Annotated in this window: 21 protein-coding genes, 2 tRNA genes and 1 pseudogene; 11 read left to right on the top strand and 13 right to left on the bottom strand. The window is 54.1% G+C overall.

Annotated features, from left to right (window positions below; translation table 11 throughout):
- The 10 genes and pseudogenes from H8Z83_RS14135 to H8Z83_RS14090 all read right to left on the bottom strand — a co-directional run.
- Positions 1-1,556 (bottom strand): HAD-IC family P-type ATPase (locus H8Z83_RS14135; protein ID WP_187015627.1); only part of this gene is annotated, 1,556 nt, incomplete at its 3' end.
- A gap of 3 nt (positions 1,557-1,559) precedes the next feature.
- Positions 1,560-1,832 (bottom strand): DUF6110 family protein, encoded by a 273-nt coding sequence (locus H8Z83_RS14130; protein WP_187015626.1) that lies wholly within the window; start codon positions 1,830-1,832, stop codon positions 1,560-1,562.
- Between the two features lie 72 nt (positions 1,833-1,904).
- Positions 1,905-2,168, bottom strand: a complete 264-nt coding sequence (locus H8Z83_RS14125) for a heavy-metal-associated domain-containing protein (RefSeq protein WP_187015625.1) — start codon at positions 2,166-2,168, stop codon at positions 1,905-1,907.
- An 18-nt stretch (positions 2,169-2,186) separates the two neighbouring features.
- Positions 2,187-2,816 (bottom strand): L-2-amino-thiazoline-4-carboxylic acid hydrolase, encoded by a 630-nt coding sequence (locus tag H8Z83_RS14120; RefSeq protein ID WP_187015624.1) that lies wholly within the window; start codon positions 2,814-2,816, stop codon positions 2,187-2,189.
- A gap of 4 nt (positions 2,817-2,820) precedes the next feature.
- On the bottom strand, positions 2,821-3,447 hold the full coding sequence (locus H8Z83_RS14115; RefSeq protein ID WP_187015623.1) for a class I SAM-dependent methyltransferase: 627 nt from the start codon (positions 3,445-3,447) through the stop codon (positions 2,821-2,823).
- An 842-nt stretch (positions 3,448-4,289) separates the two neighbouring features.
- Positions 4,290-5,405, bottom strand: a complete 1,116-nt coding sequence (locus H8Z83_RS14110; protein ID WP_187015622.1) for a 5-methyltetrahydropteroyltriglutamate--homocysteine S-methyltransferase — start codon at positions 5,403-5,405, stop codon at positions 4,290-4,292.
- A gap of 383 nt (positions 5,406-5,788) precedes the next feature.
- Positions 5,789-5,938, bottom strand: a pseudogene (locus H8Z83_RS14105) (helix-turn-helix domain-containing protein); the annotation flags it as partial.
- A 13-nt stretch (positions 5,939-5,951) separates the two neighbouring features.
- Positions 5,952-6,449 carry a hypothetical protein gene (locus H8Z83_RS14100; RefSeq protein ID WP_187015621.1) on the bottom strand — a complete coding sequence of 166 codons (498 nt, stop codon included), beginning with the start codon at positions 6,447-6,449 and terminating at the stop codon, positions 5,952-5,954.
- 124 nt (positions 6,450-6,573) lie between these two features.
- Positions 6,574-7,371 (bottom strand): sigma factor, encoded by a 798-nt coding sequence (locus H8Z83_RS14095; protein WP_187015620.1) that lies wholly within the window; start codon positions 7,369-7,371, stop codon positions 6,574-6,576.
- 18 nt (positions 7,372-7,389) lie between these two features.
- Complete coding sequence (locus H8Z83_RS14090; RefSeq protein WP_187015619.1) at positions 7,390-8,505, bottom strand: DUF6076 domain-containing protein; 1,116 nt, start codon at positions 8,503-8,505, stop codon at positions 7,390-7,392.
- Positions 8,506-8,652: 147 nt separating this feature from the next.
- Here H8Z83_RS14090 and H8Z83_RS14085 point away from each other — a divergent pair, with 147 nt between their 5' ends.
- From H8Z83_RS14085 to H8Z83_RS14055, 7 genes are all read left to right on the top strand, one after another.
- On the top strand, positions 8,653-9,198 hold the full coding sequence (locus H8Z83_RS14085) for an AAA family ATPase (protein ID WP_187015618.1): 546 nt from the start codon (positions 8,653-8,655) through the stop codon (positions 9,196-9,198).
- Positions 9,199-9,253: 55 nt separating this feature from the next.
- Positions 9,254-9,727 carry a hypothetical protein gene (locus H8Z83_RS14080; protein WP_187015617.1) on the top strand — a complete coding sequence of 158 codons (474 nt, stop codon included), beginning with the start codon at positions 9,254-9,256 and terminating at the stop codon, positions 9,725-9,727.
- Positions 9,728-10,032: 305 nt separating this feature from the next.
- On the top strand, positions 10,033-10,623 hold the full coding sequence (locus tag H8Z83_RS19680; RefSeq protein WP_243185028.1) for a MobC family plasmid mobilization relaxosome protein: 591 nt from the start codon (positions 10,033-10,035) through the stop codon (positions 10,621-10,623).
- Positions 10,624-10,628: 5 nt separating this feature from the next.
- Positions 10,629-12,068 (top strand): relaxase/mobilization nuclease domain-containing protein, encoded by a 1,440-nt coding sequence (locus tag H8Z83_RS14070; protein ID WP_207732064.1) that lies wholly within the window; start codon positions 10,629-10,631, stop codon positions 12,066-12,068.
- Between the two features lie 2 nt (positions 12,069-12,070).
- The gene (locus H8Z83_RS14065) at positions 12,071-13,276 is read left to right on the top strand and encodes a tyrosine-type recombinase/integrase (protein WP_187015615.1); all 1,206 of its coding nucleotides are present in this window, start codon (positions 12,071-12,073) and stop codon (positions 13,274-13,276) included.
- A 128-nt stretch (positions 13,277-13,404) separates the two neighbouring features.
- A complete protein-coding gene (locus H8Z83_RS14060; protein WP_187015614.1) occupies positions 13,405-14,577 on the top strand; it encodes a tyrosine-type recombinase/integrase in 1,173 nt (390 codons plus the stop codon).
- An 85-nt stretch (positions 14,578-14,662) separates the two neighbouring features.
- Positions 14,663-14,965 carry a hypothetical protein gene (locus H8Z83_RS14055; protein WP_187015613.1) on the top strand — a complete coding sequence of 101 codons (303 nt, stop codon included), beginning with the start codon at positions 14,663-14,665 and terminating at the stop codon, positions 14,963-14,965.
- A 64-nt stretch (positions 14,966-15,029) separates the two neighbouring features.
- On the opposite strand, the gene H8Z83_RS14050 is transcribed toward H8Z83_RS14055, so the two are convergent.
- Positions 15,030-15,106, bottom strand: a tRNA-Arg gene (locus H8Z83_RS14050).
- 361 nt (positions 15,107-15,467) lie between these two features.
- Here H8Z83_RS14050 and H8Z83_RS14045 point away from each other — a divergent pair.
- The 4 genes from H8Z83_RS14045 to H8Z83_RS14030 all read left to right on the top strand — a co-directional run bounded on the left by H8Z83_RS14045 (position 15,468) and on the right by H8Z83_RS14030 (position 18,129).
- Positions 15,468-16,097: a redox-sensing transcriptional repressor Rex gene (locus H8Z83_RS14045; RefSeq protein ID WP_187015612.1), complete on the top strand. Its 630-nt coding sequence runs from the start codon at positions 15,468-15,470 to the stop codon at positions 16,095-16,097.
- A gap of 14 nt (positions 16,098-16,111) precedes the next feature.
- The gene (locus tag H8Z83_RS14040) at positions 16,112-17,194 is read left to right on the top strand and encodes an S-layer homology domain-containing protein (protein WP_187015611.1); all 1,083 of its coding nucleotides are present in this window, start codon (positions 16,112-16,114) and stop codon (positions 17,192-17,194) included.
- A gap of 88 nt (positions 17,195-17,282) precedes the next feature.
- Positions 17,283-17,426 carry a hypothetical protein gene (locus H8Z83_RS14035; RefSeq protein WP_187015610.1) on the top strand — a complete coding sequence of 48 codons (144 nt, stop codon included), beginning with the start codon at positions 17,283-17,285 and terminating at the stop codon, positions 17,424-17,426.
- Positions 17,427-18,053: 627 nt separating this feature from the next.
- Positions 18,054-18,129, top strand: a tRNA-Pro gene (locus tag H8Z83_RS14030).
- 65 nt (positions 18,130-18,194) lie between these two features.
- Here the strand turns inward: H8Z83_RS14030 and H8Z83_RS14025 are convergent.
- Both H8Z83_RS14025 and H8Z83_RS14020 read right to left on the bottom strand, forming a co-directional pair.
- Positions 18,195-19,511, bottom strand: coding sequence for a 5-methylcytosine restriction system specificity protein McrC (locus H8Z83_RS14025; RefSeq protein ID WP_187015609.1), 1,317 nt, complete (start codon positions 19,509-19,511; stop codon positions 18,195-18,197).
- The gene (locus H8Z83_RS14020) at positions 19,486-21,582 is read right to left on the bottom strand and encodes an McrB family protein (protein ID WP_187015608.1); all 2,097 of its coding nucleotides are present in this window, start codon (positions 21,580-21,582) and stop codon (positions 19,486-19,488) included. Before H8Z83_RS14020 ends, H8Z83_RS14025 begins: the two co-directional genes overlap by 26 nt.
- Between the last annotated feature and the right edge of the window lie 72 nt (positions 21,583-21,654).

The following is a 21,654-nucleotide window of genomic DNA, read 5'->3' as shown; positions in this document are numbered from 1 at the left end:
CGCAGAGGATCGTGGATGCAGATGACCGCCGCCAGTTCCCCATCGATGCAGAGATACAGGTGGGAATACGCGGCGGGCAGCGCGTCATATTTCTCCTGCTCTCCCTCCGGGATACAGCATCCCTCGTCCTCAAAGACAAAGTGGGCACTGCCGATGATGACCTTTTTATTTTCCACCATGCTGGAAATACCGTGGGCCACCACATACTGCACCTGAGAGTGGTATTCTTCATGGGTGAGGCCCTGCCGCTTCGCCTCCTCTACCACGGCGTTGGCCATGGAGTGGGGGTAATGCTCCTCCAGGCAGGCGGCGAGGCGGAGCATATCCGCTTCCCGGTGTCCGCCGAAGGGAATGACCTGTGCCACCTTCGGCGTGGCGTAGGTCAGCGTACCGGTCTTGTCGAACACAATGGTATCCGCCTTGGCCACAGCCTCCAGAAAACGCCCGCCCTTGACAGAAATGTGATGCCCGCTGCTTTCCCGCATGGCGGACAGCACCGCGACAGGGATCGCCAGCTTCAGCGCGCAGGAGAAGTCCACCATCAAAACGGCCAGCATCTTGGTCACATCGCGGGTCAGCAGATAAGTCACAGCCGTGCCGCCCAGCGTATAGGGAACCAGCCTGTCCGCCATGCGGGACGCCTTGTCCTCAGCGGTGGATTTCAGCTTTTCCGATTCCTCGATCATGCGGACCACCCGGTCATAGCGTCCGCTGCCGGACACCTTTTCCACGCAGACCACACACTCGCCTTCCTCAGCCACCGTACCGGCATAAACAGGGCTGCCGGGCCGCTTGGCCACCGGCATGGATTCTCCGGTGAGAGAGGACTGGTTCACCATGGCCTCGCCCTCCACCACCCGGCCATCCAGCGGGATCATGCCGCCGGTGCGGATCACGATGCGATCCCCCGGCTTCACGTCGGTGACCTTCGTCAGCACCTCGGTGCCGTCTACCTGCTGCCAGACGTTTTCTACCCGTAAGCTCATGGCGGAGGCAAGGTCGGCCACGGACTTCTTGTGGGTCCACTCCTCCAGAATTTCCCCCAGCCGCAGCATGAACATGACCGAACCGGCAGTGGCGAAATCTCCCCGCACCATAGACACAGTGACGGCGGTAGCATCCAGCACGGCAACGGACAGCTTCCGGTGCCACAGGGCCAGAAGCCCTTCTTTGATGTACTTTGCGGAGCGGATCACAGCCAGCGCCGACGTCACCGGCGCCGGCAGAAACAGGTTGGAAGCGCAGCGGCGCATAACAGTGAGGGCGAGCTTATCCTCAAATTCCCGGTTCAAGGTGCGGGAGGTGTGCTCCGGCGCCAGATCCAGCTTCTCCGCTTTTTCAAAGGAGAACCGGGCCAGCGCACGGATCATGCGCTCCCGCTCCGCGTCATACACCACCACGGCATCCCGCGTCCGGTCATAGACCTTGACGGAGCGCACGCCGTCCACCGCCAGCAGATAGTATTCCAGCACGTCCGCCTGCCGCAGCGTCATCCGCTTACAGCAAAGATGGACCCGCAGCCGCCCGGCCGTATCATGTAGGATCGTGCATTTCATGGATCACTCTGCCTGGCTTTCCTCTTCTGCGGAGGTATCCTCCACCACATTAGCGGTCTCGGCCTCCGTGCGCTGGGCGTTGATGGCCTTAGCCTCCGCATAGACGTCATCCGCCCCCTCACGCACAGCGGTCACAGCGGTCATCACGCTGTCCTTTGCCCGCAGTGCGGCGGCAGTGGTCTGGGCGTAGGCTCTTTTCGCGTCCTTGCTGCCCAGCAGCTTCATACCGGCGGTACCAAACAGAACGCCTGCGGCAAACAAACCAATTTTCTTCATAACAATTATCCTCCTATATGGATTTTATTTATTTCAAACCGATGGCCGGAAAGCCGGACCACAGGAATGAGCTCAGTCCTTCTTTTTTCCGAAATGAAACAGTCCCTTTTTTTCATACGTTTCCGCATGGATCTCCCCCGCCGTGTAGCCGGTGGCGTCAATAGCGGCGCGGAGGGCGTTTTCGTCCAGCGGCGCTTGGGAGAGGATCACCGTCTCCCCCTTGGAATGGGAGGATGTGACCTTCTCCACCGGGAATGCGCCGCGAATGGCGTCGTTGATATGGGCCTCGCACATGGAGCAGGCCATGCCGGAAACTTTAATTGTTGTCTGAATCATAAAAAACATCCTTTCCTGTCATTTTTTCTTATAGCCGCAGTCGCAGTACGGCCCGCCGGTGGCAAGGGTATACTGCCGCGTAAAATCCGCCGTGCCGCCCGCTTCGCTCATGGTGTAGTCCAGACGGCACAGGGCCGGAGTCAAATCGTACAGCCCCAGCTCCCGCATCAAAACGCAGATACCGCACTTGGTAAACCGGGCCTCGTAGCCGCTGCCGTCGGGGTACTCGTAAAAGTCCATGTTCCACGAATAGGGGTTCCGGTCGGCGGCCTTCAGCGCTGCCGCCGCTTGCAGTCCGGCAACGCTTTGGGGTGTGAACTTTTTCTCGCCGCTTTTACGGCAGAACCAGCGCATAGGCTTTGTCATCATGGCCTTGGCGTAATACTCCGTCAGCCGATCTACATTGGGACGCTCTGGCATGGTAAGAACAAAGGCCCCCAGCATGGCGCAGCCCACGAGATTGATTTTGAAGCGGTCCCCCTTTTCAAACTCCGGCAGACGGCTGAGGATCTCCTTGTATTTCGCTTTTGCCCTCCGTGTGATCGCCTTCGCCGTTTGCTCATTATACCCCAGCACATCAGTCAACTGTGCCTGAAAGGAGCCCGCAAACAGCGTCCACATCCCCCATGGCATTCCCATGTATTTCATAGCGTTACCCCCTTCCCTTCACCGACGGTTTTACACATTCCGCATAGGTCAGCGGAAAGGACGCTTTCAGCACGGCGCTCTTCCGCACCGTCCAGCCGTTTTGCCGCAAAAACGCCAGATAATCCGCGCTTGACCACCTGCTGTTCAGCGGAAATCCCGCCAGTTTCATAAAAAACAGCTTGATTATGCCTCGCAGGGTGCCGTTCCCATGGGTAAAGGTAGGGGCAATGAGCACGCCGTCATCCTTCAGCACCCGGCGGATCTCGGCAAGGGCCTTCTCCGGCTGCGGGACGATGTGCAGCGCATTGGATACGATCACCACATCAAAGGACTTGTCCGCATAGGGCAGGCAGAACATATCCCACACTGAAAAGTGCAGCTTTGCAGAGCGGTTGTTCCGCTTCGCCTCAGCGATCATTTCCTCGGAGGCGTCCGTCACCTCGATATGGCTTGCCGCACGCACAATGTTTTTAGCGATCAGCCCGGTCCCGGCGGCAAGTTCCAGCACCGTTCTGGCTTTTACAACCGGTCGGATCAGTTCATACAGCTTTTCGTATGCCGCCCGGTCCTTTCGCATAAAGCGATCATAGCGCTTCGCGTTTCTGTTCCAGAAATTCTCAGACTTCTTCATAGCTGCTGTCCTTTTTGCAGTCAGATGAATTCAACCTACATATATGCAAGGTTTTTGTTAAAGTTGACTAACTGCTGTGCTTTGAAAAACCGCGTTTCCGCGGTCTCTCCGCTTATAAGCTTGCTTGCGGTAGCTCTGTTTCGCCGTGAAGCCTCCGGTATGAACGTTCTCCGTTTCCGGGATTGCCCTCCACTGCATCATCTTTTTTGTCATATAGTAGCACAGTGCATTTAAATGTCAAGAGTTCCGGAGCGCTGCAAAGCTATTTTTCCCACATTTTTATTCAAAATGCTGTCTCATTTTGGCTGACACAGTGGAATTACCGTTTTTCTTCTGACATGCAGCACCTTACCGCTCAATCACGCTGACCGGCGTATCCGCATACCGCTCCGTCAACGCAAAGCTAAAGGGCTTGCCGCCTGCAATTCACAGACAGCAAGCCCTTTCGGCTGCTTGAACAATTCTTACTTTAGAATATTGTCTAATTTTTTGGGGTCACTTCATAACAACAGCTTGGGGACCTTCAGCGTGTCGAAAAAGTCTTTTCTCCCCGCTGAGCAAGTTTTCAGAACTTCATAAAAGTTCTGAAAACTTAGGATTTTAATGGCGCGGGACACCCTTCTTGGGTTTCCCGCGCACACCCTTCCTTACCGTCGCGGAAAATATATCACTTTATCGACAGCCTCAAAGTCCCCAAGCTGTTGCATAACAACAGCTTGGGGACTTTATCTCATAGAATATCAGTCAAATAGCTGTCCGAGGATCATACCAATGGTTTCATCAGTTTTCTTGCGGCATCCATGGGATCCCACATCTCCTTGGACACAGGTATCCGTTTAAGATCAGCCCCAGACCTCTTCGGCGATCTCCTTCACCAGCGCCAGCTTGGCCCACTGCTGGGCCTCTGTCAGCTTATTGCCGATCTCGCAGGAGGCGAAGCCGCACTGGGGACTCAGGCACAGGCGATCCAGCGGGATGTACTTGGCTGCGTCATGGATGCGGGCGATCACCGTCGCCTTATCCTCCAACTCAGGACGCTTGGTGGTGACGAGGCCCAGCACCACCTTCTTCTCACCGCTGACAGCGGCCAAGGGCTCGAAGCCGCCGCTGCGGGCATCGTCAAATTCCAGATAGTAGGCAGTCACGTTCTCACGGGCCAGCAGGGTCTTGGCCACGCTGTCATAAGCGCCGGAGCTGGCGTAGGTAGAGTGGAAGTTGCCCCGGCAGACATGGGTGTTGATGACCAGATCCTCCGGCTTGCCTTCAATGGCCAGATTGTTGGCGGCGAGCATCTGCTCCTTGATGGCCTCCAGCCCCTTCTCGTCGGTATCAAAGATCAGACAGGCACGGGGGTCTACCAGCATACCCCAGCTGCAATCGTCAAATTGCAGGTTGCGGCACCCGGCGGCATATACGTCATCAATGACCTTGCGGTAGCCCGCTGCCAGATCCTCCACCAGCTTTTCAATGTTGGGGTAGTATTTGCTGGTATTTTCCATTGCAAAGGGCATGACCATCTGCTCCAGAAACTGAGCGGGTGCGGGGATCGTCAGCTTGGCCACGGTGTTCTCGTCTTCCAGCGCCTTGACAAACCGGAAATGCTCCACAAAGGGATGGCTGTCCACTCCCACCTCTCCGGTGAGGTAGGTATCATCAAGCATTGCGTTCTCTCCATGGAACGGCAGCCCCTTCTCCGTGCGGCTGTGGCCCACACCATGAAAGCCCCACATGAAGTCGAGGTGCCAGGTGGCGCGGCGGAACTCGCCGTCGGTGATCACGTGATATCCGGCGCTCTGCTGCTTGGCAACCAGCTCACGGATCGCCTGATCCTCCGCTGCTTTCAGCTCATCGGCTCCGATCTTGCCGTTTTGAAAGTCCGCCCGCGCCTGCTTCAGTCCGGCAGGGCGAAGAAAGCTGCCAACGTAGTCATAGCGAAAAGGGGTATTTGCTTTGTTCATGGGGAAACGCTCCTTCCATACCAAAAAGATAGGCTGATTATAGGACTTGAACTGCAACAAGTCAAGATTTTTTTCCGTGTCTGCCGCAAGACTTGAGCTGTCAGATCAATAACTGTGCAAAATCACCAAGCTGTTGTATCACAACGGCTTGGTGATTTGCGTTCCGTTGGCTTTTTTCAGGCTTTGGCGTTGCCGCTATCCTTCTGCGGCATCTCGCCCGTCGGCTTTGACCGTGGGGTATCATCGTCCGGCTTTGGGCCGCCTCCGCCGCCGGAGGGCGGCGCTCCGTCCGGCTTCTGCCCGCCGGGGCCGCCCATATTGCCCATGCCCGTACTTACTGTGCCGGTCTGGGCGGCGCTCTCCGTCTGGGTCTCGCCGGAGAAAAGCGTATAGTGGCTGATGTCCTTGAAGTCCTCCGCTTCATAGCTGCCCAGCGCAGACTTGGAGAGGTGCGTCTGCTTCGCAAGTTGTTCCAGCGTCAAGCCACACTCCACACGCAGGTCTTTCAATCGCTCTTGTATGGTTAAAGCCATATTTTGTTCCTCATTATATTGCCGTTATCATATTTTCTAACTTAAATCTTTCGAGCTGCGGAATGTTCTTGGCGGAAATATTTAGGCCATATTCTGGTTTCGACTTTTTACCCTTGTATGAATGGTAAACAAAAATATTACTACTGTCATTATCCCATGTGGTCGCAGGAATTAAATATTCTATGGGGTGTTCGCCATCATTTAGCAAAAGCAAGAACAAGTAAAGTGATTGGTCTGAAATATCAAAATATTCCTCCCGCATAAAAACATAGCCTGTTCCTTTGCGAATGGCTTTAACTTGAAACTTCAAAAATCCTCTCTTGCTTTCTGCAATAAAATCTATTCCATGGTCATCAACCTCGGAAGTATAAATGCTCACTCCATAAGAGGCTAATGACATTTTTGCGTAGTATTCACAGAACGTCCTCAGCTTTTGCCGGGTGAGGTCACTTCTTGACCAATTTAGGTTATACATTTCATTTCCACCGCCTGCTACATATTTCTTTTTCATTCTACCACAATTCCGAGAGCGTGGAAATAGGCAGTTTTTTGGGCGGATTTCCTACCTTTTGGATATACGGGACGGGCGGTCCATTTAGGTGTAGACTTACCCCGCGTCCTGCTCCGCCTCCGCTTTAGCGGCGCGGATGGCCTTCTGAGCGGAGAGCCACCGGCCGTAAGCTCCCGCCATACAAGTCCCTTTTCAGCTTCCGCAGCGCGGCCTTGTACGCCTTCCCCGCTCCGCTGGGGCCGTTGTAGTTGAGGTAGATCGCCAGCTCCTGAAAGGTCATACCAACCTCGTCCGGCTGGCCGATGCCGAGGTAGCTCCGCACCAGATTCAGCTCTCTGGGCGTCAGCACCTCCTCCATCCGCTGCATCAGCAGCGTCCGACGCATCAGGTGGTCATAGGCAGCAGCAGGATCGCTGACGGAGAACACATCGTCACCTAACTGCCGGACGCAAAACAGCGTCCGGTATTCTTTTATCAATGCCCCAGCTACCTTGGCAGATACATTCAGTTCTCCGCACACCACCTTGGCCAACTCAGCATCATATGCGTCCCATCCCTCGGCGCAGAGGTATGCCACCCTGCGCAGTTGATTGTACCGGCTGATGGGAATAGACAGAGAGGAAGAATACCGTGCGGCGTAGTCCATCATCGCCACTTCTATCGCAGGCGTCGCATAGGTCAGCAGCTTTGTTCCGTAGGCGGGATCAAAGCGCCCTGCCGCGTCCAGCAGTGCCAGCGCTCCCTCCTGCTTCAAGTCCTCCATCTCACACCATGGCGTGTATGCCCGCGCCAGTTCGGTGAGGCAGCCCTCATTCTGTGCGATGAGCCGCTCCGCGGCGTTCTCGTCTCCGGCTTGTATCCGCAAAGCCAGCGCTTCATTGCAGGGGCTATCTCCTGCAACGGTATACATATTTTTCGGCACAGGAACGCCCCACCTTCCTCATTTCAGCCGCTTCTCTGCCTCCGCGTAAATGTGTTCCAATTCCATATCCCGCGCATATCCGTCAGCGGCGTAGTCGTTGTCCATCAGTGCCTTGTCCCGGTAGCTCCCCGCCAGATACAGTGCCTCCCGCCGCAGGTCATCGGAGATCTTCCCCCTCTGGTGATGCTTGCGGATGGTGTCGGTGCGGGTGTTGAACAGGCGGTAGACCGGGTGCTGCTTGTTCTGCTCCTTCTGGTGCTTCATCGCGCCGTACTGCCGACAGGTATAGCGATTGTCCTGCAGTGCGACGCCGTCGCAGTATTTGGGGGTGTGACCGTTGGTGGTCAGAAAGTATCTCCCGCAGCCTTGGCACTGGCTGGGTGCGTGGCCATGGTGCAATCCGTTCATCAGGTCGAACACATAAAAGTCAATGGCACGCCTGCAAATCACGCGCTGCGCGGTTTTCCATTTTGCCTCATTGTTCTCATCCTGAAAATATTTGAATCCTGTGATAACTCTTGGATAAGAGAAAAATTCCTCCACTCCGCCAAACGGCATCTGCTCCAGCAGGATCAGAAAGCTGTCATCCTCATCAAAGCACTCATGCGCCGCCTTTGCGAAGGCGTCTGCATTACGCCGCTTTGATCCGCGCAGATATTTCTTCTCGAATGCGCGGATCAGCAGGCAAAAATTATAGATCGCCACCAAGATTCTCAGGATCGGCTCGCAAAAGGAAAGTGCCATGAACGGAAGATGCTCCTCCCTTTCCTCATAGTCCCGATCGAGCCGCTCCTCGCTCAAAGCATATTCAAGATCCTCATACGCACCTTGGCTTTCGCAATAGCAAAACGGAGGGCAAGTATACAGCCAGGAAACCGTGTCATGCAGTAGCGGTTTCAATTGTGCCGCAATATCATGGCGCTTGCTCTTTTCGGCTGTGCTCAAATCGTCCACAAGCGCCGTCAGCACAGTGATACGCTCCAGAAGAGGATCGTGGATCTCTCCGGCAAAGTTCAAAATCTCCGCCGCAAAATATCCTGCTGGAAACTCCTTTCCCTCGTAGTACAAACGGTCATTCCAGCAGTCCATGGTCATGGTGTCAAACGTGTTATACTGATCCGTTCCGATCTTCAAAAGCCCGCCCCCCTGTCCCATATCTGTTTTATGGCTGTCCGGTGATATTCTCATTCTATCAAAAAATACAGAATAATCAAGTGAAAGGGTTAGAGCCTCGACTGCAGCGAAGTCTCTGCCCTTATCTTTTTATCCGGAGGTTTTTTTATGTCTCAAATCAACCGACTGCAAACCATTGACGCGGACACGCTGCAAAGCACCGCCTACGAACCGGTCTCCTTCGTGGTCGACGATCTGCTCCCGCAAGGGCTGCACCTGCTGGCAGGCGCGCCGAAGATCGGCAAATCTTGGCTGGCGCTGTGGCTGGCCGTCACGGTGGCGAAGGGAGATCCCGTCTGTGGCATGGGCGTGAAGCAGGGCACCACGCTCTACCTCTGCTTGGAGGACTCCACCCTCCGCATCCAGAACCGCCTGTTCGAGATCACGGAGGACGCCCCCGCCAGCGTCCACTTCACCACCAACAGTGACACTCTCGGCAAGGGTCTGGAGGAACAGCTCTGCGCGTTCCTCGCGGAGCATCCTGACACGGTGCTGGTCATCATCGACACGCTGCAAATGATCCGTGGTGCCGGTTATGACAACACATACGCTGCGTCGTCGCGGACTTCATATCCTTCGTTTCCGCCTGCGCCGAAAACTCACTCATTCCGTCGCTCCTCCTTTTCCGTTCAGAACCGCTTTGCTGGGTTCTGAACGGAGAGACGCGCAAAGCCGTTGGCTTTGCGTGGAGAGGCGATGCGGCAAAAAAGTGATCTTCTTCTCAGAAGGAAGAACGAGTGAGAGCACCGCAAAGTTCTTCTGCATCGGGCGTGACATTGAATATCGCGAGCTGACGCTGGAGCGCAACGCGGAAAATGTGTGGGAGCTGGTGTCGGACAGCCGGACGCAGCCGGAGCTGCTGGGCGGCCGGATCGTCATTCTTCTCTCTGAGTTGATGCGTGACCGCACGGAATTTATCGGCACTCCCACGGAGCTGTCCGCGCAGATCGACCCTGCAGGCAGCGAGGGCATCACGCCGAAAAAGGTATCCCGTCTGATCCTGCAAAGTGTTGCCGCACTAAGCAAAATCGGTATTTCCGCCGTGGTGCGCCGCAGCAACGGCAAGCGGCTTATCGAGCTGCACCGTGCCGAAAGTGACGATGCACTGGGTACCCAAGCTGTTGACCCTATCGCCCCTGCCGATGTCTCGGGCGGTGAAAACGCCCCGTGTTTCGGCACGTGAGCCGCTGTGTGCGCGGTTAGGGGCTGGGGTGGCGTGTGTACCCGCTGAGGGGATATTCAGCCCACACAGGGCGAGCACCGCAGTGGCATAAAAACGGCAAATAAGCCGCCGTGACCCGCGGGCGTCCAGCGTTTCAACGGCATGAAGCGCACGCTGAGGGTAGTGATACCACCCCCCACACAGAAATGCCGAAAAAATGCAAAACGGGAGCTTTTATCACCGCCCCCAACAGGGCTCCCACCGAAACCCAGCAAAGCGGTTTCGGCGGGAAGAGGACGAGCGACAGAGAGAGCGAGTCCTGCCGCTTGCGGCGGGACGAGGGATTCGTCGTCCGCTCGGACGACAGCCAGCATCGCATTTGTCTGGTCTGCGGCGAAGCCGCTGCCCTGCCAAACGCTCTGGGCGGGGCATGGCCCCACACCCCCAAGCTGCGGGTAGAAGCCCACACCCACTCAAAGCTGCGAGCGTTTCTGCGGAAACGCTTTTACCCGCCTCCGGCGGCGCAGCTTCAAAGGGGGACCAGTCCCCCTTTGAGGAACCCCCAGCTCTCCGAGGGGACGAGAGAAATCATTTCAGAAAGGTCACTGATTATGAAAAAAGATATCAAATTCAGCACGCGCATGGTGTCCGCCGACCGTGAGAAGATCAGGGCACTGGCGGCAAAGGCCCACATGTCCATGAGCGATTACGTCACCGCCTGCTGCCTCGGCAAGCGGATCATCGTCATCGACGAGCAGAAGGAACTGCTCCGCCAGCTCAAGGGCATCGGCAGCAACATCAACCGGCTCACCGTCCTCGCCAACATGGGCAAGGTGCAGGTCATCGGTCTGGAAAAAGCTGCCGGTGAACTGTCCGAGGTCAGCGCCGCGCTGCGGTCAGTCATGGAAGGTCGGTGAGCCGTATGGCCATCGTACATTTTGTGAACTACAAGCGGGGCACACAGTCCCGCGCCGCCATGCGCGGCGTGATGCTCTATGTCATGCAGGAAAAGAAAACCACATGGGAGGGCGTGCCGCTCGTCAGCGGCATCAACTGCCAGCCGCAGAGCGTCTACGACGATTTCCTGAACACGAAACTTCTCTACCACAAGGACGGCGGCGTGATGTTCTATCACATGGTGCAGAGCTTCCCAAAAGGCGCGGCGGTCGATCCACGGCAGGCTCACGAAGCCGCGCGGCGGCTGGCGGAATACTTCGACGGCTGCGAGGTGCTGGTCTGCACCCATATAGACCGCGAGCACATCCATTCCCACTGTGTCATCAACTCCGTCAACTTCGAGACCGGCAAAAAGCTGCACATGGCGAAGGAACAACTGCAAGAGTTGATGCGGCGCAATGACATGATCTGTCAGGAGATGGGTCTTCCTGTCTTTGACGCACCAACGCAGCAGACCCGCGGCATGAGCGGCGCGGAATACCACACGGCACTGAAAGGCCAAAGCTGGAAGCTGCGGCTTATGAACACCATCGACGAGTGCATGAAATACGCCACCGACAAGGACGCTTTCGTTTCCCTGATGGCAGCCGAGGGCTATGCGGTGTGCTGGGAGAGCAGCCGCAAATACATCACCTACACCACACCGGACGGCATGAAATGCCGTGACAACAAATTACACGAAGAAAAGTATTGCAAGGAGGCCATGGAACATGAATTCAGAATACGGGCAAAGCTCGTCCAAAGAAAATTCCATCGAGCAGCGGAAATCGATGGAGGAATTGAAGCGGATGAATCAGCCGAGCAGCGCGCCGCAGCAAACAGCGCAGCCGATCCAGCCCATTGTGATCCAGTGCGATCTGCCGCAGGCGATGAACAAGCTGACGGAGCAGGCAGACGGAATAAACTGGGAACTGGAGGAAATTCGGAAAGCACTGCCAGAACTGAAGCCGTACATCGACCTGACGCCGGTGCAGAAGTCGCTCACGGAGATGCAGAGATCGCTGACAGAGATGAACAAACTGCTGGAACGGGTTGGGAATCTGAGCGAAAAGTATTCCTCCAAGTGGATCGACTGGCTCCCGGACTTCAACCTGCTGGTGGCCCTCAAGTGGATCATGCTGCTTTTGGTAATCGGCGCAGCGGCGATGGCCGGGTGGTATGGCGTGGTAGCGATCCGCGGCCTGTTCCTCTGATCCCCGCCGTGACCGGACTGACCGCTGTGGGGACATTGATGGATGAGGATGAAGACGCCGAGGAAAAGCGGCGGCGCATGGAGGCGAAAATCGCCGCCGAAAACTTCGGTGCGGTGATCGGCTTCGCCGCGGGCGCGGCTCTGGCGATGAAAGAAAAATTGGACGAGCAGTCTGCGCGAGAAGAACAGCAGCAAGCCATGGGAGGGTTCTAAAAATGGCAAGCATCAAGCAATTGGATGAGCGGCGATATAAGATCACCGTCAGCAACGGCTACCGGCCCAACGGCAAAAAGATCAGCAAGGCGAAGACCATCCAAGTCCCGCCCGGTGTCCCCAAGCGCGGCATTGGGCAGTATGTCGCCCACGCCGCCGAGGAGCTGGAGCGCAGCTTCAAGACCGACTACGCCGAGGACGGCGAGATGACCTTCGAGGAATTCGCCTCCCGCTGGCTGGAGCGGCAAACGAAATACGCCCCCAGCACCATCGCTGCATACCGGCGGATGCTGGAGGTGGTGTATCCCATGATCGGCGGCATCCGCCTCAACAAGCTCCGACCGATGGCACTGGAAAATATGCTCTCCGAGCTGCGCAAGCGCAAGCACCACGGAAAGCGCATCAACGAATCCACCGCGCAGCGGTACCTCTCCGTGGTCTCCGCCGTGCTCAGCGACGCCAAGCGCAACGAGATCATCGAGAAGAATCCCGCGCGGATGTTAGACCTCCCCATACCGCGGCGCACGGTGCAGCGCATCCCCACGCGAAGCGAGGTGGAAAAGCTGCTGGACGCGCTGTCAAAGGAGCCGCGGCACTACCGCCTGTTCTACCTGCTCTCCATGTACACCGGCTGCCGCCGGGGCGAGCTGTGCGCTCTGCAGTGGTCTGATTTCACCGTCACGCAAAACGGTCTGCTGCTCACCGTCAGCCGCTCCCGCAGCAGCGTTCCCGGCAAGGGCATCGTGGAAGGCAGCACCAAAAACGGCAAGAGCCGTGAAGTCTATCTCTCCTCCGACCTGCGGGGCATTCTCTTGACCTACAAGCGCCGCAAGCAGATGGAGGCGGACAAGCAGCGCCGCAGGCTCAGCCCCTACCTCTTCACTGATGAGCAGGGGCAACTCATCCACCCGGACACTTTCACCAAGCGGCTGCGGAAGATCTATGCCGCCATCGGCTTTCCGCGGGAGTACCACCTTCACACCCTGCGGCACTACTTCGTGACATCGCTGTTGCACTGCGGCGTGGACAAGCAGACAGTAGCAGACCTCGTGGGGCACGCGGACACCGGTTTCTTAGAGCGCACCTACTGCCACCCGCAGCAGGCGCAGAAGGAGCAGGCGGCAGACTCCATGCTCACCATGCTCCGTCCGGACGGCGGACAGATTTTCAATCTCGCCGCCTGTTCTCCGAAGCGGCACAGCGCATGATTGTTGCTTTCGTAGAAAATCATTTTTCCTCAAAATTAAGGATAGCTTTGCCGCCGTGCTTGCGGTATGTTGTGCTTGCAAAATAAGCCTCAACTGTACCGAGGTCAAATGAAAGAGAGGTCATTTTTATGGCAAGCATCCGCAAGCGCGGCAGCAGCTATCTCATCGTGGTCTCCATGGGCTATGACTACAACGGCAAACGCATCAAGCCCCAGCAGAAAACCGTCCACCCGCCGGAGGAGCTGACACCCAGGCAGGTCGAAAAGTGGCTCAATGAACAGGCAGTCCTCTTTGAGCGGGAGTGCCGCCATGCGCCGCAGCCCGTCCAGCAGCTCACGCTGGCAAAATACATCGACCTGTGGCTGACGGACATCGCCCCCGGCAAGCTGGCGAAGTCCACCATTCGCCGTGACCGGCAGGACATCGAACGCATCCTCCCGGCGCTGGGTCACTACAAGCTCACCGAACTGCGGCCGGAGCACTTCCGGAATTTCTACGCAGAACTGCGAAAAGTCATCAGTCCCGACACGAAAAAGCCACTCTCCGAGTACACCATTGAGGGCGTGTACGCTACGCTGTGCAGCATCCTCTCTGATGCCGTGGAGGGTGGCTTTCTTTCGCATAATCCGGCGTGGCGCACCTACCGCTACGCCGGGCGCAAGTGTGAAAAGAAGATCGCGGACGAGGAAACGGCGCAGAAGATCATCACCGCGCTGGAGGGCGAGAGCATCAAGTATGAGACCTACTTCAAGCTCATCATCGCCACAGGAATGCGGCGGGGTGAGTGCTGCGGATTGAAATGGTGCGACATTGATTGGGAGCAGCGTTCCATCCACATCTGCCGCAACGCGGTCAAGGTGACGGACGAGGAAATCTTCGTCAAGGAACCCAAGACCCGCGCGGGTGATCGCTATGTGTACTTCTCCGCTGAGATGGAAAGTCTTCTGCGGGAGTACCGGCAGGAATGCGCATACATCACCGAAACCTATGACCAGAGAAAACTGACCACCGATGACTTCCTGTTCCGCCGTCAGGGAGCGCAGCTCCCCATGACGCCCACCACCTTCACCTACCGCTTCAAGCTGATCCTCAAGAAGAACGGCCTGCCGCAGGAGCTGAACGTCCATTCCCTCCGGCACACCGCCGCCAGTCTGATGATCGCGGGCGGCACGGATGTCGCCACGGTGGCGGGCATCCTCGGCCACAGCCAGCCCTCCACCACGCTGGACATCTACACCCACGCCTTCGACAAGAACAAAAAGGCCGCCAGTGCGGAACTGCAAGGGATGCTGGAGATATGAATATGATCAGCACATTGGAAAATTGCAGTAGCTTTGTGCGCCGAGTTGTGGTATGTGTTGTGGTTGCCAAAAAGGAGGTGCCGCGATGTACGACTACATGAAGGCTCTGCAAAAGCGTTTCGACCGGCAGCCACATCCAGAACTGGACGCACAGGTCGACCGTGTCCAAGCGGAACTGCGGCAGGACATGGATGCCGCAGGACGGAAGAAACTACTGCGGCTGTTGGACGCACAGAACGCATTGCTGGCTGAGTCCACACTGATGAGCTTCACAGCGGGCTTCAAGCTGGCGTGGGGCATGGCGAAAGAGCTGGAGGCAGGTGGGCTCTACTCCTTCGAGTTAGAGGAAGAAGAACACATCTGCCGCCTGACAGAACAGGACATTTGATCCCAACTTGCAAATCGCTCACCCACGAATAAAAAAGGATGATTTCATAAGAAATCATCCTTTTTGGTACGCCCGACTGGATTCGAACCAGCGGCCTTTAGAGTCGGAGTCTAACGCTCTATCCAACTGAGCTACGGGCGCGTATTTGATTGTGGGTTTCTGCGATAGTAGTCAAATAGTAGTCAACAACTAACTATTTTTTCTCTGCCGTTCCCGCAAACGCAGGTGTGGCAATGCTTTGCGCCATATCTCAACTGGAGACACCTGAAATGTCGGAGTCTAACGCTCTATCCAACTGAGCTACGGGCGCGTATTCGGTTGTTCCGGCAAGAGATAGTCCCCTTACACATCGCTCGATAGTATAACAGATTTTTTCGGTCATGTAAAGCCTTTCTTAGCAAAAAATTTTTATCCCGGCAAAGATTGTTAAAAAATTTGACAAGTCCGGCATTTTATTTTAAAATAGTGATAACATATTTTTTCAAAGCAGGTGGATCAAATCATGAAAAAAGAAAATATCTCGGACGCCGTCATTCGTCGGCTTCCCCGGTATTACCGGCAGCTAACCGATCTTTATCACCGCGGCATTGTCCGCACTTCCTCCCACTCTCTGGGGCAGGAAATGAATATTACCGCTTCTCAGATCCGTCAGGATTTCAGTTGTTTCGGTGAGTTTGGCCAGCAGGGATATGGATACAACGTTGAAGAACTCCGTTCCGAGATTGGTCACATTCTGGGTGTGGACAACGATCACCATCTCATCATGATCGGCGTCGGCAACCTGGGCCGCGCATTGCTGAACAACTTCCCCTTTGAAAACACCGGCTTCACCGTGGACGCCTCCTTTGACGTCTCTCCCGATGTGATCGATACACAGATCAACGGCATCCCCGTTTATTCGACCGATGAGTTGGAGTCCTACATCAAGCGCCACGCCGTGGACGTTGTTGTTCTGACCATTCCTCAGGCTGTGGCACAGGCTACCGCCAACCGGTTGATTGACCTTGGCATCCGGGGCTTCTGGAACTTCACCAATGTGGAACTGTCCAGCCCCAATCCGGATGTTCAGTTTGAAAACATTCACTTTGCCGACAGCCTTCTGACCCTGAGTTACCGCATCGCCAATCACTGAGAAAGGAACTCCCCATGAAAAAGCTGGTCCTGTTCCTATCCGTATGCGCGCTTCTGGCCTCTGCCGTCTGGGTCGGTGCCGCCGGGGACGCGGGAGATCCGCTGGCATCCCTTTCTTACCTGAACGGTGAATTTTCTCAACGCGCAGAGAAAAAAATCGATCAGGCATTGGAGCAGTCGGACAAAGCGTTGGCCGAACGTCTGAAAAACGGTGAGGTAGGCGAGGCAACTGCCACCTGGCAGGAGACCCGCCTCAAGGAGGGTGACACGCTTCACGGCGTCACAGGTACCGGCGTTCTGCTGCTGGCCGGCCGCGGGCGCGTGACCTATAAATCCGGCGCTGTGGTGGATGTTACCACCGGAGCTGTGGTTCCCAGCGGTACGAATCTCACCGCCAACCACCGCTATCTGACCGCCGAGGACACCACCGCCGCCTATACCGTCACCTCCGAAACCGCAGTGGTAGACTATCAGGGGCAGTACGCCTTCTCCTATTCCGACCGGCCGGACTACAACGCCATGGCCGCCGCCCTGAAGTCCCTGCATTTGTTCAAGGGCACTTTCACCGGCTACGGCGAGGGCTTTGATCTGGAGGCTGCCCCCACCCGCCTTCAGGCCCTCATCATGTTCATCCGGGTCTTGGGCGAGGAGGAGCAGGCGCTGGCCTGGTCTGGAACTACGCCGTTCAAGGACATTGAGAAAGGCTCTCAGGCGGAGCATTATGTGGGCTACGCCTACGAAAAGGGCTATACGAACGGCTACACAGCCACATCCTTCAAGCCTGCTGGGGCTGTCAACGCCTATCAGTACACAGAATTCGTGCTCCGGGCCATGGGATACAGCTCCGCTGCCAACAAGGATCTGTCCGATACCCTGCTCCGAGCCGTGAACGCCGGTGTCCTGACCGACGGTGACGCTGCCATGCTGCAAAGCGCCGCCTTCCTGCGGGCGCAGCTTGTGTACATCTCCTATTACGCCTTGGAGGCTGACCTGCCTGACGGCAGCCAGTCTCTGGCCGACTACTTGATGGACCTGGGCGTTTTTACCAGAGACGAGTGGCGCAGCTCGTGGAAGCTGGTCAAGAGTGAGCGCCTCTAAAAAATTTCGCACCTTCTTCACCGGGGCACATACTATGGATTGAGACCGCATGAACGGTCTACATCTCGATCTCATAGGAGGTTCCGATATGTGCTGTAATAACGGTTGCGGAGGCGGCGGGAACTGCTGCTGGATCATCATTCTGCTGATCATCATCTGGTGCTGCTGCGGCAGCGGCGGTTGGGGCGGCTGCAACAACGGCTGCGGCTGCAATAGCGGCTGCGGTTGCTAAGATCAATGCCCCGTGCCCATAAGGGCACGGGGCTTCTTCTATATAGGACTTGACTTTGCGGCAGATTTCAGTAAAATAGAGGATAGTCTTTCGTCTGCATTCCGTCCTTTTGCGGCAAGCCACGTGTACTGCGGTCAGGTTCTGTGGCGTAGCCATTTGCAAACACACTCCTGAGTTAGAACATCCGGCCGTCGGATCAGTCTGAATTTCATATCCGGGATTAGCGCAGTTGGTAGCGCGCTTGCTTTGGGAGTGCCGTGGTTGTATCCGGGACAGGGCAAGGCGAAACGCCGCAAAGTCTTGTGACACCTGCGATTGCGGGATTTTCCCCGATTGCGGAAAACGGCATAAAAGCGGCTTTGACCACAGGATTGACCACAGACAGAAAAATCTTTGATTTTCCCCTTCGTCGTGGTATAATGACAGAAATTGAATATCCGGGTATAGCGAAGTTGGTATCGCGCCTGGTTTGGGAGCGGGTCGCTTCCCCTTCAAGCCGGAAAACGCTATCCTCGTAATCCATTGACACGCCTGCGATACAGGCACTTTCCCCGCAAGCCGAGGTGGTCAAAAAAACCGCCTGACCACATGTTTGACCACATCTGGCGCAAAACTCAAAACCTAAATCCGGGATTAGCGCAGTTGGTAGCGCGCTTGCTTTGGGAGCAAGATGTCGGGAGTTCGAGTCTCCCATCTCGGACCACAGCCCCTGAAATCATTCGATTTCAGGGGCTGTTTTCTTATTTAAGTACGCACTTCTTTGAACAGTTAAAATATTAGCGCACTTTTGAATTCTTGTTCGCAGGTTTTTATTCTCGCAGAAAATTCATTGTAATTTAGCGCATCCACGGGAATTTTCAGGCCATGCTTGGTAACGCTGATGTCATCACGCGCCATAACATTTTTCTCATAGGTCAAACCACGATTCAACCACAATTTCAAATCGTCAGAGTCTTCCACTTCTGGATAGAGATAGTAGCCAGCCTTTGCATCAAAACGGAACATATAGGCAAGCACCTGTAAATAATCTCGATTGCCAATGTTATCAATCGGCTTATACTTGGCATCGGCAATAATTCTCATCTCACTGTTCCGGCTGATGAAATCAGGATAGATCAATCCCACATTTCCATCAAACAATCTCTGCGCGCCTTTACCGCCTTTATTCATTGGGTGATAAAACACATCTTCTATCAGCGAATTGACGTATTCCTCCCATAACCATGCTCCATCGAACAGGATGCCATATATCTGTCTCGCCCCTGCCCCGATTTGGTGTTTCTGATGTTGGAGAATCAAAAGGCACAACCGCTGCAATGCAAGATACTCTCTGAAATAAGCGTGTCGGACAGTATTCTTTTTGTTTTGCTCAATAATTTTCTGCCTGTCACACGGCTCATATTCTGAAGTCGCATCTATAACGAGTTTTACCTCGTCTTTCACTTTGATCAGAAGTTTATTTCCGTAAGGCTTTCTTTTGATAAACTCTATTGTATGCCGCACCAGCTCCATCAGACTGTTATCATACGAAAACTCTCGCTGGCTGTATGCAATATTACCTACAAACGGGGTGTTCTTTTCTATATGCCTTGCGACATCAATGGTGCCTTTTACATATCCGTCATTATACCTATGACGGATATACTTCTTGAACAAGCCCTTCCGCATCGCCGATTTGAGGTAATATGGAAACAGGAACAACAAAAAATTGAACAGCCGATTATCTTGATTGGCGTCGGAATCCAAATCTACTATATTGGGAAAGTCCAGAACTTTGTCTAAAAGATACTGGAAAAAGTAATCTTCCCCCTCTCCGCAAAAGCGGGACTCGATCACAAGCCGCTCATCACCGTAGCCGAGAAAGCCCATTACATTGCCGGAGCGATAGGTGTCATTGACGCTTTGGAGAATCATCTGATCTTGTGTAATATCCTCTGCGTCCTTTACGGTTTCGGGAAATACGAATACGCCTTCACGCTCAAGCTGTTCCAACGTTTTATCTGCAATTTTACCTGTCAGCTTCGCTACTTGAGAAAAGACATCTTTTTTCTGCTGGGAGTTATCCTTGATCCTGAGCAGCTTCATTCGCATCACCTCTGGCGGGTTTCTGATAGCCGTATGCCCTTGCGAACCGATTCATAATTCCTTCCTCATCGTACATTCCCTGAATGTATTCCTGTAGGAGCGGTTGCAGATAATCAGTCCAAAGCTGGTCGAAATCAAGTGTTTTCAACTTTAGGAAGTAAGACGCTCCGATCTGATAATTTTCATTCAGATCCTCAACCTCTGCGATTGCCTTATTGAGCGCAGCCATCCTTCTGATTGCTTCAGCCTCTAATTCCTCGTTTTCCAGCGAGGCAAGCATTTCAAGACGCTCATCCGCTCTGAGTTCCACGAAACGGAAGCGACGGCGCATGGCAAAATCAAAGCTGTCCACAGAGCGGTCGATATCGTTCATGGTGCCGATGATATAGACATTTTCAGGAATATAGAACTTTTCGTCAGGGTCAGAGTGCAGATTAGAATATTGCGTGGAGATTTCTCCGGCTTTGCCGCGATAACCGGGATCTATCGCAAAGAACAGTTCACCGAAAATCTTTGAAATCTCGCCGCGGTTGATTTCATCTATAATGAATATGTATTTTTTCAGTTCCTCCTGTTTTGCCTTTGCTTTTGAAACTGTACTTTTCTTCGCTTTGATTGCTTTATAGATAGCAAAGTCATAGGAGTATCCTTGTGTAGCAAACGTCTTTCCGAAAAAGGACGTGATATCCTTTATTTTTTCAAACTTCTGCCCGGATTCCAGCATCTTTCTAACTTCATCCAGATTCAGAGCAAGCCTGTTGACAGATGCGTTACCGGGAATGGAAATATGGATATGCCCGTCATCCACGCCGGTAATGGTAAATTCATTTCCATTGATCGTTTTAAATGGGTCAACGCCAAACTCAACGCCGGAGAAAAACTCTGTCATGGATTCTTGAACCGTGACTTCCTTTTCTACGGTTTCTCTGGATTTTTGGGAGTCCTCATAGTTCTTTCTGGCACGGGCAACAAATTTCTTGAAAATGCCATCCTGCAATTCAAAGCCCATTGTCCCATCATCATTGATTTTCGGTCTTAGTCCTTCAACAAAATCAGAGTAATCATAGCTTGGGTGAAACTGGACAAATTCCACCTGCTTCTTCTGCTCCTCAGTAAGATGACTATATTCCTTCTCATAGCCATTGCTAACAATATCCGCAGCAATTTCTTTGGCAAGATAGGACTTTCCCGTACCTGGTGCGCCTCTGAAAATCAGGTTCTTTGATTTAATCAGCATGGACGAAAACGAATTCTGATACTCTTTGGATTGCTGATCAAGCTCCACCTGCACAGCAGCTTCTTTTTCTTTCTCCTTAACCTCTTTTTCATCTTTCTCGCGGTATATCAGAACGAATTGATCCCCCGGTTCACCAAACCGCTTCAAGCATTCCTGAACAAAGATAATCGTAGAGAATATATTCCAGCTATAAATAACAAACTGGCGGCCGTTATCATAGCTGTAGGTCAAGTACTCTAACGAGTTGCGGTGCTTCTTGTACTCATCGACACTCGTATAAATACCTCTAATCATGTCACTATTAGGGCTGTATTTGCAAACGGGAAAGCTCTCCTTGTCCTCAACGGATAATGCGGCAAGCTGCTTCTCAAATATCTGGCAGGCAATACGCGGCATAGTCTGATTAGAATTTCTTTTTTCGCCTTTGTTGTATGCACGCTTGATGATATCCCCATTTGCCTTCTCGAAATAAGCATTCAGCGGCTTATAGTTATCCCCAAGGTTCAGATCTTCCATGGTAAAGCGTTCATCTGTTGACTCTACACTCTCAGCAGTAATAGACAACTCGAACTTTTCCTGTGGTTTTGTTTCAATAGTGAAGCCCCGGCTTTCCAGATAGTTCTTTGCATCGGCACTGGTAAATGCTTCTGTTGAAATATCCGTACCATTCGCCAAATGGTCAGCAACGGCCATCACATACTTCGGCGGGTATTTTTTCCCATTCTCAGACACAAGAACATATTTTACGCTCGTATTATGTTCGGGAACCCCGTTCTCGTCGATGAATTTCAGGGCGTCGATAATATTCTGCTTCTTCAGCTTCGGTATAGCCATGCTGCACCTCCGATATTTCAAGCTCACTTATGGCTCACGATAGAAGCGTTCGGCAAATGCCGGCTGGATGAT

The organism is Dysosmobacter segnis, assembly GCF_014297285.1.
Taxonomy (GTDB): Bacteria; Bacillota; Clostridia; order Oscillospirales; family Oscillospiraceae; genus Oscillibacter; species Oscillibacter segnis.
Note: the sequence above shows the minus strand (reverse complement) of the source record. Positions and strands in the feature narration are given on the sequence as shown.

What these genes read in the sequence shown, in the direction of transcription:
- H8Z83_RS14130 (WP_187015626.1), bottom strand. Translation starts at nt 1,832, where the DNA reads ATGAAGAAAATTGGTTTGTTTGCCGCAGGCGTTCTGTTTGGTACCGCC.
- H8Z83_RS14125 (WP_187015625.1), bottom strand. Translation starts at nt 2,168, where the DNA reads ATGATTCAGACAACAATTAAAGTTTCCGGCATGGCCTGCTCCATGTGC.
- H8Z83_RS14120 (WP_187015624.1), bottom strand. Translation starts at nt 2,816, where the DNA reads ATGAAATACATGGGAATGCCATGGGGGATGTGGACGCTGTTTGCGGGC.
- H8Z83_RS14115 (WP_187015623.1), bottom strand. Translation starts at nt 3,447, where the DNA reads ATGAAGAAGTCTGAGAATTTCTGGAACAGAAACGCGAAGCGCTATGAT.
- H8Z83_RS14110 (WP_187015622.1), bottom strand. Translation starts at nt 5,405, where the DNA reads ATGAACAAAGCAAATACCCCTTTTCGCTATGACTACGTTGGCAGCTTT.
- H8Z83_RS14100 (WP_187015621.1), bottom strand. Translation starts at nt 6,449, where the DNA reads ATGAAAAAGAAATATGTAGCAGGCGGTGGAAATGAAATGTATAACCTA.
- H8Z83_RS14085 (WP_187015618.1), top strand. Translation starts at nt 8,653, where the DNA reads ATGTCTCAAATCAACCGACTGCAAACCATTGACGCGGACACGCTGCAA.
- H8Z83_RS14070 (WP_207732064.1), top strand. Translation starts at nt 10,629, where the DNA reads ATGGCCATCGTACATTTTGTGAACTACAAGCGGGGCACACAGTCCCGC.
- H8Z83_RS14065 (WP_187015615.1), top strand. Translation starts at nt 12,071, where the DNA reads ATGGCAAGCATCAAGCAATTGGATGAGCGGCGATATAAGATCACCGTC.
- H8Z83_RS14060 (WP_187015614.1), top strand. Translation starts at nt 13,405, where the DNA reads ATGGCAAGCATCCGCAAGCGCGGCAGCAGCTATCTCATCGTGGTCTCC.
- H8Z83_RS14055 (WP_187015613.1), top strand. Translation starts at nt 14,663, where the DNA reads ATGTACGACTACATGAAGGCTCTGCAAAAGCGTTTCGACCGGCAGCCA.
- H8Z83_RS14045 (WP_187015612.1), top strand. Translation starts at nt 15,468, where the DNA reads ATGAAAAAAGAAAATATCTCGGACGCCGTCATTCGTCGGCTTCCCCGG.
- H8Z83_RS14040 (WP_187015611.1), top strand. Translation starts at nt 16,112, where the DNA reads ATGAAAAAGCTGGTCCTGTTCCTATCCGTATGCGCGCTTCTGGCCTCT.
- H8Z83_RS14035 (WP_187015610.1), top strand. Translation starts at nt 17,283, where the DNA reads ATGTGCTGTAATAACGGTTGCGGAGGCGGCGGGAACTGCTGCTGGATC.
- H8Z83_RS14025 (WP_187015609.1), bottom strand. Translation starts at nt 19,511, where the DNA reads ATGAAGCTGCTCAGGATCAAGGATAACTCCCAGCAGAAAAAAGATGTC.
- H8Z83_RS14020 (WP_187015608.1), bottom strand. Translation starts at nt 21,582, where the DNA reads ATGGCTATACCGAAGCTGAAGAAGCAGAATATTATCGACGCCCTGAAA.